Origin of the sequence: Streptococcus oralis (assembly GCF_965111685.1) — a bacterium.
Lineage (GTDB): Bacteria > Bacillota > Bacilli > Lactobacillales > Streptococcaceae > Streptococcus > Streptococcus oralis_B.
In genome coordinates, this window is sequence record NZ_OZ217340.1 from 1,833,801 (window position 1) to 1,846,304 (window position 12,504).

The window sequence follows — 12,504 nt, forward strand, 5'->3', positions numbered from 1 at the left end:
TCTCCTATTCCTCAAGATGAATGTGTTTTAGTTGGCCGTCCCATTCTGGTAGGGCTGTTTTTAAAAAGACTGGAACTAGCTGGATATTCTGGAGCTGATCCAAGTCAATCCACTCACAGGGCTGCGTTTTCTCATCTTCCTGCATGGTCAATGGAGCATCTTCAAGCAAGTTCACCAAATAATGAAACTCGATGTTGTGATAGGAAACACTGTCTTGTTCAAAACGATTTTCAACTACGAAAGCTAGCTGCCCAGCTTGAGCTTTGACACCCAGTTCTTCCTTCACTTCGCGGACTACCGCGTCTTCCGTGCTTTCATTGACTTGAATCGCACCGCCAATAGTGTAATACTTGTCCTTGTCTTTGGTGACTAGAAGCTTGCGATTTTGAAGAATCAAGGCTGTTGCCCGAACGCCAAAAACCGTATTTCCTACTTTTGTCCGAAAATCTTGTTGAGTCATTTTTGTCCTTTCCCTTAAACTACACAAAAACAGTCAAAACTCCAAAGAAGTGCAGGACAAAAAAACCTGCAACATCCATGAGCTTTGACCATCATTTCTATTGCTTTTATTATTGTAGCAAATTGGGAAAATTTGTCAATCTAAATGTACTGACAAACTTGTCCATCGCGACAGGCATTGTCAATCAAACCACCGCCTAGACACTCTTCGCCATCGTAAAAGACAACTGCCTGTCCTGGTGTGATCGCGCGCTGTGGCTCTGCAAAGACGACCTCCGCCTTGTCTCCTTTGACATGGACGGTCACCTTAGAGTCAGGCTGACGGTAGCGGAATTTAGCCGTACATTCTAGCGTAAATTCCTCTGGCATCTCACGAGTAAAGTGAACTTGACTAGCCTCTAGGCTTGTTGACATGAGCGAATCATGATAGAAACCTTGGCCGACATAGAGGATATTCTTGCTCAGGTCTTTTCCGACAACAAACCACGGTGCATTGTCACCACCGTGTTGGCCACCGATACCAAGTCCGCCACGCTGACCGATTGTATAGTACATCAGACCTGCATGCTCACCCATATCGCGACCATCCACAGTCATCATACGACCAGGCTGGGCTGGTAGGTAGTTGCTGAGAAAGTTTTTAAAGTTCTTTTCTCCGATAAAGCAGATCCCTGTCGAATCTTTCTTCTTAGCAGTCGCAAGTCCTGCTTCTTCAGCTAGTCTGCGAACTTCAGGCTTTTCCAAATGTCCCAAGGGGAACATGGTTTTTTGGAGTTGTTCTTGCGAAAGTTGGCTGAGGAAATAGGTCTGATCCTTGCCATTGTCCACGCCACGAAGCATGTGAACGATGCCATCCTCATCACGCGCCACTCGGGCATAATGCCCAGTCGCTACATAGTCTGCTCCCAAGGTCATGGCATAGTCCAGAAAGGCCTTGAACTTGATTTCCTTGTTGCACATAACATCTGGATTTGGCGTGCGTCCTGCACGGTATTCCGCTAGGAAATACTCAAAAACGCGGTCCCAGTACTCTTTTTCAAAATTGACAGAGTAGTAAGGAATGCCGATCTGATCTGCCACCGCAGCCACATCCTTGTAATCTTCGGTCGCCGTACAGACGCCGTTTTCATCTGTGTCATCCCAGTTCTTCATGAAGATACCGATCACATCGTAGCCCTGCTCTTTAAGCAAGAGAGCCGTCACCGACGAATCAACACCACCACTCATCCCCACAACAACACGTGTCTTAGAGTTATCACTCATGGTAAGTCTCCCATCTATTCGTTTATTCATACCCTTCAAAATTCTATTTACTATGACTTTCAATAGAATTTCTTTGAGTATAGTCTTTTCGTTTGCTTTTAGGACTAGGCAACGAGTCGCAGGCATAACTTGAGTTAGGTAAGACGAGTTAACGACGTAATAAAAGATAAACGAAATGACTAGTTCACGATTGAAGGTCGTGTGTGCTTCACGATTGAAGGTCGCTTGAGCAGTATTCATTATAACACGCTTAGTTGGAGAAGACAAGAAAGAGGCTGATAAATCATCTCAGCCTCTCTTTCTTACTTTGCAAACGAATCAATTTTCCCCTTTAAGTTCTTTCTTCGCTTGTTCTATCTGGCATTTCACTTGCTCAAAGCCGGTTCCTCCTAAGGAATTCCGTCTCTGAACAACGGTTTCTGGACGCAAGTAGATATAAATATCCTCTTCAATCAGGGGATGGTAGACTTGCAACTCCTTCAAATCCCAATGTTGGATATTTTTACCATGCTTGATAGAGTCTAGAACCAATTTTCCTACAATTTCATGCGCTTCTCTAAAGGGGACACCTTTTTCTGCCAAATAATCTGCCAGTTCGGTCGCATTCGAAAAATCATTCTCTGTGGATTGCTGCATTTTGGCCTTATTAACCTGCATGCTCGATAGCATACCTGCCAACACATCCAGAGAATTTAAAATCGTTTCTACTGTATCAAACATGCCTTCCTTGTCCTCTTGCAAATCCTTATTGTAGGCCAGAGGCAAAGATTTCATTACGGTCAATAGTCCAAGCAAGTTCCCGTAAACCCGTCCTGTCTTCCCTCGAATCAATTCGGCCATATCAGGATTTTTCTTCTGGGGCATGATAGACGAACCTGTTGAAAAGCTATCAGACAAGCTAATGTACTGATACTCAAAACTGCACCAATTGATGATTTCCTCACAAAAACGACTCATATGCATCATCAAAATGCTGGCATTTGACAGAAATTCCAAGATAAAATCACGGTCACTCACTGCGTCCAAGGAATTGGTATAGGGTTGTTGGAAGGCCAATAAATCACTCGATAATTGACGATTGATTGGAAAAGTTGTCCCTGCCAAGGCAGCTGCACCCAGTGGAGATAGGTCCGTATGTTTCAGGTTAAATGCGAATCGCTCGCTGTCCCTTTGAAACATATTGTAATAAGCCATGAGATGGTGGGCAAAACTAATCGGTTGGGCGTGCTGTAAATGGGTATAGCCTGGCATGATGGTTTCCACATGTTTTTCAGCCAAATCCAGCAAAACACTGTTTAGATTCGTCAACTTATCCAAGACATGGCCAAGCTGCTCCTTTAGATATAAGTGCATATCCGTTGCGACTTGGTCATTCCGAGAACGAGCCGTGTGCAGTTTTCCAGCCAGAGGACCGATTTTCTCTGTCAGCAACACTTCCATATTCATATGAATATCTTCATTTGCAATATCAAAATGAAGCTCTCCTGCCTCTAAATCTCGCAACAAAGCTTTCAGACCATCTTGAATCTGCTCTGCCTCTTCCAAGCTTAAAATGCCAGTCTGTCCTAGCATTTGAACATGAGCTAAGGAACCCATCAAATCAAATTTTGCCAGCTGGTGGTCAAAGGAAATACTCGCACCGAACTGTTCTACCCAATCTTCCACAGTGCCTTCAAATCGACCACCCCATAATTTTGTATTTTTCGGCATATCCTGTCGTCCCTTTCTATCGCGTCACTACTCAACATTTTTCTGAACTTCTGAATAAACCTTAGTCGGAAGCCCCCAAAGCTTGATAAATCCAACAGCCGCATCTTGGTCAAAGGTATCTGCACTAGTATAAGTCGCCAAATTTTCATCGTAAAGAGAATTTGGAGATTTCCGAGCCACTACCTGAGCATTCCCCTTATAGAGTTTAACTTTTGCAGTTCCATTGACAACTTTCTGTGTCTCCTTGATATAGGCAATCAAAGCCTGAGTTGCTGGGCTAAACCACAAGGCATTATAGATGAGATTGGACAACTCATTTTCGATAATAGGTTTGAAATGAGCCACTTCTCTCACAAGAGTCAAGTCTTCAATCTCCTTATGAGCTGCCAATAAAGTCACAGCACCTGGGCACTCATAAATCTCTCTTGACTTAATACCGACTAGGCGATTTTCCACGTGGTCAATACGACCGACACCGTGTTTGCCTGCAATTTCATTTAGCTTTTGAGTCAAATCCGCCACTTTCATCTTCTCACTATTGAGGGAGATAGGCACCCCGCAACTAAACTCAATGTCAATAAATTCTGGACTGTCTGGTGCCTCTTCTGGAGAAGATGTGATCCCAAATGCTTCTTCTGGCGCTTGGTTCCAAGGATTTTCCAAGACACCACATTCATTTGCACGTCCCCAAAGATTTTGATCGACAGAGTAAGGATTGTCAAGGTCAGCTGGAACTGGGACGCCGTTTTCTTTTGCATATTGGATTTCTTCTTCACGAGACCATTTCCACTCACGAACAGGCGCAACTACCTTTAAATTGGGATCCAAAGCTGCAATCGATACTTCAAACCGAACTTGGTCGTTTCCCTTGCCTGTACAACCATGGGCAATTGTAGTTGCCCCTGTCTGATGAGCTATTTCAACGAGTTTTTTTGAAATAAGAGGGCGACTCAGAGCAGATACCAAGGGATACTTTTGTTCATAGTAGGCATGAGCCTGAAGGGCCACTAAAACATAGTCATTAGCAAATTCTTCCTTAACATCAATGACATAGGACTCAACAGCCCCAACCTTGAGAGCTTTATCGTGGATGAACTCCAAATCTTTTCCTTCACCCACATCCATACAAACAGCGATTACATCATAGTCTTTTTTTAACCATGTAATAGCAACTGATGTATCCAATCCACCTGAATAGGCTAAAATAACTTTTTCCTTACTCATTTCTCTTCCTTCTTTCTATTTTTCGATAGAGGCTTTAAAAGCATCATCAATCAATTTGTCCAATTCCCCAGAATCCTTCAACTTCTGGATGGTTTTGTCAACCGCCTCTTTTAATTCTTTACTGTCTTTTTTCATCGCAACAGCGTAGGAATCTTCTTTGTCATTGTCAAAATCAAACTCAGCGATGGCTAGGTCTGGATTATTCTCTACAAAGCCTTTCGCCACTGGTTCCTCAAAGATAACTGCATCCAGTTGCCCTGATTTCAAATCTGTTATCAAATTTCCATTTTTAGGAAGTGAAACGAGAGAAGCATTCTGCAAGGTTTCTTTGGCCAGAGTTTCCTGGATAGAGCCTTTCTGCGCTCCAACCTTTTTCTGAGCCAAATCCTTGACTGATTGGTAATTCGTTAATTCAGATTTTCTTACGATAACCTTATTTTTCGAAGTGTAGTAGGGAATTGAAAAATCGTAAACTTGACTTCTCTCCTCCGTTTTAGAAACACCTGATATGGCAAGATCGGCCTTGCCTGAATCAAGACTAGCCAGTACATTGTCAAAACTCATTGGAGAGAACTCCACTTCTACACCTAGTTCCTTTGCGATGGCTTTGGCTAGCTCAACATCTGAACCTACAATCTGATTTTTCCCATCGACCAATTTCTGATATTCAAATGGAGCAAACTCTGGATTTAGGGCCACCACCAATTTTCCTTTAGCCTTAATGGCTTCAACACCTTGGGATTGAGCGTTACTACAAGCAAATAATAAGGGAAACATAAGCAAACCAAACATCGTCATCAACACCTTCTTCACTTTATTCATAGAAGAGCCTCCTTTTATTTTTATACTTTATTATTGTATAAATAATACTCTTCTCGTTCTCGTTTGTCAAGGAAAAACTGTATTTTATTTCATTCAAATCAAGAAAAAGCTTATTATATGATATATTTTTACACATAATAAGCTTATTTATACTATTTGAGTTTTAAAACAATTTGAAGGATTTCGTTGAAATTATACAGATAGAGCATTGCTGAGAATATCGTTACACCTTTTGTTATAGAGAAACAAAAAAGAGCCCTAAAGGACTCTTGTATTCTTAATACCAACCGTTGTTAAGCCAGAAGTTCTTGGCAGCTGTCCATGAGCCGTAGCGTCCGGCAACGTAGGCATCTGCTACACGTTCTTGGTTTTCAGCTGAGTAGTCACCGTTCAAGTATGAATCTGTCAATTGGTAACGTCCGATGTATTGGCCATTTGTAGCTGTGTAACTACCACCTGATTCTTTTTGAGCGATCCATTCTTTGGCTTCTGCTTCAGAACCACTTACAGTTGAAGCTGCTGCAGTGTTGCTTTCTGCTACTGGAGCTGCAGGTGCAGCTGGTGCTTCATAAGTTGTTGTTGCTGCTGGTGCTTCTTCAACTGTTTCTGTAGCTACTGGAGCTGATTCTTCCGTTGTCGCAACTGGAGCTACAGTAGAAGTTGTACCTTCGATGACCAAAACTTGGTCAACATAGATAAGGTGGATATCTTTGATATTGTTTTTTGCTGCCAATTTTTCAACAGTTGTGTTGTACTTCTCAGCGATTTCTGAAAGAGTATCACCTGATTTAACTGTGTAAGTTACAGTTTCTTGTGCAGATGCAAGAGCTGGAGCAAAGAAAGCAAGTAAAGCTGCTACTCCTGCGATAGTTGTTTTAATTTTTTTAGTTGTTAATGACATATCTAAAAATTCTCCTTCCATTGGATATATCTATGATACCTTTTAAATGTTACCGTTGTTTAACGGTTTTATGTAGAAATATTACAAAAATGTTTTATATTTACCGTTTTAAGGAGGTTTTTGTCACAAAAGACCTTATTTTATACTATCTTTAATCATTTTAAGGTTTTAATAAGGGAAATAAGCGCAGAGGTCCATTCTTTGATATAATAGATATAAGAATCTTTGTAAGGGGAAACAGATGCACTCACTTCGTTTTCAATCTGTCTTTGATATTATCGGACCAGTCATGATTGGCCCATCAAGTAGCCATACTGCTGGAGCTGTTCGTATCGGGAAAATCGTCTCTTCTATCTTCGATGATACGCCGACAGAAGTCGAATTCCAATTATTTAACTCATTTGCCAAGACCTACCGTGGTCATGGAACTGACCTTGCTCTCGTCGCTGGTATATTAGGTATGGATACGGACGATCCCGACATTCCAAATAGCCTTGAAATTGCCCATAAACGTGGCATCAAGATTGTCTGGACCATTCAGAAAGACAGCAACGCTCCTCATCCTAATACCACTAAAATTACTGTGAAGAATGAACACAAGTCCATCAGTGTGACAGGAATTTCCATTGGTGGGGGAAATATCCAAGTTACGGAGCTTAACGGCTTTGCTGTCTCTCTCAACATGAATACCCCGACCATCATCATCGTACATCAGGATGTTCCAGGTATGATTGCCCATGTCACAGAAGCCCTCTCTCGTTTCGATATCAACATCGCTCAGATGAATGTGACTCGAGAAAAAGCTGGAGAAAAGGCCATTATGATTATCGAAGTCGATAGTCGAAGTTTCGAAGAGGCGATTGAAGAAATCCGAAAAATCCCTCATCTCCACAATGTCAATTTCTTTAAGTAGGAGGAAACATGTTTTATTCTATCAAAGAATTGGTCGAGCAGGCGGATCTAGACTTCCAAGGAAATGTTGCAGAGCTCATGATTGCGACAGAATATGAACTGACCGGCCGATGCCGAGACGAAGTTCTCCTCCTCATGGAACGCAATCTAGAAGTCATGAAAGCCTCCGTTGAGCTCGGTCTTAGTGAAAATAAATCCCGTAGTGGCCTAACAGGCGGAGACGCGGCCAAACTAGACCGCCATCTCAAAAGTGGCAAGGCCTTGTCTGACTTTACCATTCTATCAGCAGCCCGTAATGCCATCGCGGTCAATGAACACAATGCGAAGATGGGCTTGGTCTGCGCCACTCCAACCGCAGGAAGTGCTGGTTGTTTGCCAGCCGTTCTCACTGCTGCTATCCAAAAATTAGACCTTAGCCACGAAGAACAGCTGGATTTCCTCTTTGCTGCTGGTGCCTTTGGACTAGTCATCGCAAACAACGCTTCTATCTCAGGCGCTGAAGGTGGCTGCCAGGCCGAAGTAGGATCCGCCTCTGCCATGAGCGCCGCAGCCTTGACCTTGGCTGCAGGTGGAACCCCCTATCAGGCTAGCCAAGCCATCGCTTTTGTCATTAAAAATATGCTGGGCCTCATCTGCGATCCTGTCGCTGGTCTGGTTGAGGTTCCCTGTGTCAAACGAAATGCCATGGGAGCCAGCTTTGCCTTTATCGCAGCAGATATGGCCTTATCAGGTATCGAATCTAAGATCCCTGTTGACGAAGTCATCAATGCCATGTACCAGGTCGGATCGAGCCTTCCAACTGCCTTTCGTGAAACGGCTGAGGGTGGACTCGCTGCCACTCCTACTGGTCGCCGCCTACAAAAAGAAATCTTCGGAGAATAAGCTTATCTATTAGGAGAAACTATGCCCTCTATCTCAGCAATCTTTTTTGATCTAGACGGAACCCTGGTTGACAGTTCCCTAGGGATCCACAATGCCTTTACCCATACCTTTAAAAAGCTAGGAGTTCCAAGTCCTGATACTAAAACCATTCGTGGTTTCATGGGACCGCCACTTGAAAGTAGTTTTGCAACATGTCTTCCCAAGGAGCAAATCTCGGAGGCTGTTCAAATCTACCGCTCTTACTACAAGGAAAAAGGGATCCACGAAGCCCAACTCTTCCCCCGAATAACGGAATTGCTCCAAGAGCTTTCGCAAAACTACCCTCTCTATATTACCACAACAAAGAATACTCCTACTGCTCATGATATGACTAAAAATCTGGGAATCCATCATTTCTTTGATGGCATTTACGGATCTAGTCCTGAAACGCCGCACAAGGCGGATGTCATCCATTACGCCTTGCAAACGCATCAACTCCCTACAGACCAAGTCCTCATCATCGGGGATACCAAGTTTGATATGATTGGAGCCCAAGAAACTGGCATTAAAAAGTTCGCTGTTACTTGGGGATTTGGAGAAGAAGCTGATTTGCTCAGCTATCAACCTGACTGGATTGCCCATACCATTGATGATATCATTAGCCAGCTCTAACCATACAAAAATACTCCTAACACTAGTGAACTAGGTTGAGGAGTATTTTTTATATGTTGTTACTATCAGAAGGAATCAACTCTATGCTTAAGCGTTAATTTGATCCTGTTCTTCAGTAGCTGCATCTTCATACTTCTTACTTGGCCAAGCAAGCATCACAATAAGAGCAATCGGTCCAACGATAGGAACCAAAGCAATGAAGATAAAGGCCCAGTGGAAACCAGCGTCTCGTAAGCGGCGAACAGTCACAGCGATAGAAGGTAACATGAGAATAACTGCTAAAAAGAGGTAAAAGCCACCCATAGCTTGTAAGCTACGAATTGCCTCCATATTATACGGACGAGTTGACACTGCAGCATGATATTTCGTATAAGCAGGAAGACAGATTAATAAGTTTGTAAAGTAAATCCACCAGTACTCCGAACGAGTTGAACGACCAGTAAAGTTTACATAACCCTTCCAAAAGTTCTTATAAGCATTAAACATACAATAATCTCCTTTGTTTTTATTTGTATAGTTTACCATAATTTATCATAATTTATAAGGTCTATCGGGATATCAAACCAATGAAGTATACAAGGATTTCTCTCAAGCTCAATAATTACTGTCCTATGATTTTTATTAAATTAGAAAACGATTTATCACGCTGTCGCATATCTATACATCTATCAACTGCTGCGGATTTCTCTGATGAAGGAAATTTTCATGTGGTAGGTGGATCCCATCTCTAGTTTGCTATTCTAAAAACCAGCTTTCTGATTTCCTCAGAAAACTGGCTATAGCTGTTTCATTATGAAGGTAGATGGACACTCTTACTCAGAATGGGTTGTCTCATTTGCAAAGGAAATGATTGCTTCTTTGAGCTCATTTCCGCCGAGTGAACGGAACTCTTCAATCTTTTGATCAATAGCTTCTAGTGGCATGACGTTTACCTTACCAACAAAAATCTTGTCCATAACTTGATTATCAACCAATTCGGTCGAAACCAAGAGTTCTTCATAGAGTTTTTCCCCTGGGCGAATTCCAACTTCAACGATTGGAATTTCATTTTCAGTGTGTCCGCTTAGAAGAACCATTTTCTTAGCCAAGTCATAGATTTTAACCGGTTTGCCCATATCGAGGATAAAGACTTCTCCATCCTTAGCATAAGCGCCAGCATGGATTACCAGACGACTGGCCTCTGGAATGGTCATGAAGTAACGTGTCATACGGAAGTCTGTCACCGTTACAGGACCGCCTTCAGCAATCTGACGTTCAAAGACAGGAATCACACTACCACGACTACCGAGAACATTCCCAAAACGAACTGCACAGTAGGTTGATTTACTACGTTGGTTAAAGCCAGTGACAATCAATTCTGCCACGCGTTTAGTTGCACCCATAACATTCGGTGGATTGACCGCCTTGTCAGTCGAAATCATGACCATCTTAGGTACTTTGGCTTCATCAACAGCCTTGGCAACATTGTAGGTACCGAGGATATTGTTCTTGAAGGCTTCTTTTGGATTGCGTTCCATCATCGGAACGTGCTTGTGGGCTGCAGCATGGTAAACAATGGCTGGTTTGTACTGCTCAAACACCTGTAAGAGGCGATCATAGTCCTGAATATCTGCAATAACAGGAACATAATCAATTCCATGGAATGTACGGATCAATTCATGATAAACGAGATAGATGGAATTTTCCCCATGCCCCAGCAAGATGACACGCTCTGGATTGAAGCGGCTAACCTGACGACAAATCTCTGAACCAATCGAACCACCAGCTCCTGTCACTAAGATGGTCTTTCCAGTAATTTCTGTACCCAGACGCGATTCGTCGAGACGAATTTCCTGACGGCCCAAAAGGTCTGTGATATCAATTTTTTGGAAGCCACTACCTGGTTGATGGAGCCCTTGAACAACTGTCTCAACCTTAGGCATCTTGTAACATTTGACGCCTAGCTTATTACACATCTGTAAGATGCGTTCGTACTCTGATGGATCAAGCGAAGGAATCGCTACGATGACACGCTCAATTTGGTGACGTTTAGCCAATTCAGGCAGATTATCATAGGAGCCCAAAACTGGGATTCCACCTAGTTTTTGCCCTTTTTTCTTTTCATCGTTATCCAAAATCCCCACTAGCTCAAGATCGCTAGTTGGATGTTGATAGCTGTTCATAAAGAGGGCACCACCATCACCAGCACCAATCAAGAAGGTACGACGATGTTCTCCATCTCCGCTACCTTTTTTACGTTTGGAATAAATCAACTGCCAAGTGATACGAGGAAGCAAGATGAGGAAGGTACTCAACAAAATGAAGAGCACGATGAAACGGATAGAAAATAGTGGAAGAAAGGCATAGCAGATTCCATAGGAAAGAACACTGCTAAGCGTTACTCCGAAAAAGATTTTCATGAAATCCGTAATCTTGCTATAACGACTGATACTAGCATTCAGCCCCCAAAATGCAATCATGATTTGATAGAGGAGGAAGGCTAAAAGAGTGTAAATCACGTAATCCACAGGAGCAGGATTTATAAGGCCATAAAACAAGATGTAAGATACGATGATGGAAACCACCATACTCAGAATATCGAATATCCCCCAAAACACTTGTTTTTGCTGTTTATTTAAAATTTCAACAAGATCAATCACGTAATCTGTTAGTTTTTTATTCATAGGAATTTACTCCCCCTTAAAAGAGTCAGATGATACTGTTGTTTTGATAACCTGAATCATTCAGTCTATCGGGGCTTACTTTCTCTTTCTTAAAAGTTTGACGAAGATAAACTGACGTACAAAGCCTGGGCAGAGTGCAACAATGGCCTGAATGGCTACACTTTTAGCATATTCCATGTAAGAAATTTGCCCTCGCTCAAGCATCCGTTGGCGAGCTTGACGATAGAGTTTAAGGTAACGCAAGCCACCTCGACGCTCAAACATCCCTGCACCAACACGAACCTTACACAAGATTTGATCTAGGTTCCCAGTCTTGGCACCTGCAGCAATCATATTGAGCCAAAGGAGGTCATCCTCCATGTAAAGGCCATCTTCATAGTTACCCGCCTTGAGGACCATGTCCTTTTTGAACATGACTGTCATATGGTTAAAGGCGCTTCTCATTCTCTGATAAGCCACAATGTCTGCATGCTGAGTTGGAACACGACGATAAGACACAATCTCATCTGGATTGTCAATGAACTCTGCGATATGCCCGCCTAAGAGATCGAGATCTTCTTTCTCCATTAGCTGAAGCTGTTTCTCAAAACGATCCGGAACGGCTAAATCATCCGTATCCATGCGGACAATAATGTCATACTGGCACTGTAAAACACCGTATCGAAGAGCCAAACCTAAACCTTGATTTTCTTCTAAGGGGCACCGTTTAACTGGAATTTCTGACTGAGTTTCCACTTCATCTAGCACCTGATAGAGTTCGGGTGTGAGCGGGCCGTCCTCAACAAGAACAAGTTCGCTCGGTTTCAAGGTCTGGTTTTGAACACTTTTGATAGCATCTCTTAAAAACGTCGGATTTTCCTTTACATAGACCGACATCAAGACGCTGATTTTTTGCTTTTCAGGCACAGTTTTTCTCCAATGTATAGATTTCCTTCCACTATTTTATCACAAATTCTCCTAGTTTCCTATTTTTATATCAAATCAAGGAAAATTCTAGTAAAGAAATCCGTCCTTTTT

12 protein-coding genes are annotated in these 12,504 nt (G+C 42.5%); 3 read left to right on the plus strand and 9 right to left on the minus strand.

All coding sequences use genetic code 11. From position 1 onward, the window contains the following. Positions 1-4: 4 nt before the first annotated feature. From ACLV7H_RS09405 to ACLV7H_RS09430, 6 genes are all read right to left on the minus strand, one after another. On the minus strand, positions 5-460 hold the full coding sequence (locus ACLV7H_RS09405) for an NUDIX hydrolase (RefSeq protein ID WP_411867007.1): 456 nt from the start codon (positions 458-460) through the stop codon (positions 5-7). 140 nt (positions 461-600) lie between these two features. Next, a complete protein-coding gene (gene mnmA, locus ACLV7H_RS09410; RefSeq protein WP_411867008.1) occupies positions 601-1,722 on the minus strand; it encodes a tRNA 2-thiouridine(34) synthase MnmA in 1,122 nt (373 codons plus the stop codon). A 318-nt stretch (positions 1,723-2,040) separates the two neighbouring features. Next, positions 2,041-3,432 (minus strand): argininosuccinate lyase, encoded by a 1,392-nt coding sequence (gene argH, locus ACLV7H_RS09415; protein WP_411867009.1) that lies wholly within the window; start codon positions 3,430-3,432, stop codon positions 2,041-2,043. A gap of 27 nt (positions 3,433-3,459) precedes the next feature. Next, entirely contained in the window at positions 3,460-4,656 is a 1,197-nt protein-coding gene (locus ACLV7H_RS09420) for an argininosuccinate synthase (RefSeq protein ID WP_411867010.1), read from the minus strand. Positions 4,657-4,671: 15 nt separating this feature from the next. Beyond that, positions 4,672-5,478 (minus strand): ABC transporter substrate-binding protein, encoded by an 807-nt coding sequence (locus ACLV7H_RS09425; RefSeq protein ID WP_001045245.1) that lies wholly within the window; start codon positions 5,476-5,478, stop codon positions 4,672-4,674. A 277-nt stretch (positions 5,479-5,755) separates the two neighbouring features. Further along, positions 5,756-6,379 (minus strand): LysM peptidoglycan-binding domain-containing protein, encoded by a 624-nt coding sequence (locus ACLV7H_RS09430; RefSeq protein ID WP_045592732.1) that lies wholly within the window; start codon positions 6,377-6,379, stop codon positions 5,756-5,758. A gap of 241 nt (positions 6,380-6,620) precedes the next feature. Between ACLV7H_RS09430 and sdaAB the strand changes: the two genes are divergently transcribed. The 3 genes from sdaAB to ACLV7H_RS09445 are packed head-to-tail and all read left to right on the plus strand — an operon-like array spanning position 6,621 to position 8,824. Further along, the gene (sdaAB, locus tag ACLV7H_RS09435; protein ID WP_045592730.1) at positions 6,621-7,292 is read left to right on the plus strand and encodes an L-serine ammonia-lyase, iron-sulfur-dependent subunit beta; all 672 of its coding nucleotides are present in this window, start codon (positions 6,621-6,623) and stop codon (positions 7,290-7,292) included. A gap of 8 nt (positions 7,293-7,300) precedes the next feature. Then, positions 7,301-8,173, plus strand: coding sequence for an L-serine ammonia-lyase, iron-sulfur-dependent, subunit alpha (sdaAA, locus tag ACLV7H_RS09440; protein ID WP_411867011.1), 873 nt, complete (start codon positions 7,301-7,303; stop codon positions 8,171-8,173). A gap of 21 nt (positions 8,174-8,194) precedes the next feature. Beyond that, positions 8,195-8,824, plus strand: coding sequence for an HAD-IA family hydrolase (locus tag ACLV7H_RS09445; RefSeq protein ID WP_411867012.1), 630 nt, complete (start codon positions 8,195-8,197; stop codon positions 8,822-8,824). An 87-nt stretch (positions 8,825-8,911) separates the two neighbouring features. Here the strand turns inward: ACLV7H_RS09445 and ACLV7H_RS09450 are convergent, their stop codons facing one another. The 3 genes from ACLV7H_RS09450 to ACLV7H_RS09460 all read right to left on the minus strand — a co-directional run bounded on the left by ACLV7H_RS09450 (position 8,912) and on the right by ACLV7H_RS09460 (position 12,393). Next, positions 8,912-9,310 (minus strand): DUF805 domain-containing protein, encoded by a 399-nt coding sequence (locus ACLV7H_RS09450; protein WP_411867013.1) that lies wholly within the window; start codon positions 9,308-9,310, stop codon positions 8,912-8,914. A gap of 326 nt (positions 9,311-9,636) precedes the next feature. Then, positions 9,637-11,487 (minus strand): polysaccharide biosynthesis protein, encoded by a 1,851-nt coding sequence (locus ACLV7H_RS09455; RefSeq protein ID WP_411867014.1) that lies wholly within the window; start codon positions 11,485-11,487, stop codon positions 9,637-9,639. 75 nt (positions 11,488-11,562) lie between these two features. After that, positions 11,563-12,393 carry a glycosyltransferase gene (locus tag ACLV7H_RS09460; protein WP_045592721.1) on the minus strand — a complete coding sequence of 277 codons (831 nt, stop codon included), beginning with the start codon at positions 12,391-12,393 and terminating at the stop codon, positions 11,563-11,565. Positions 12,394-12,504 lie beyond the last annotated feature (111 nt).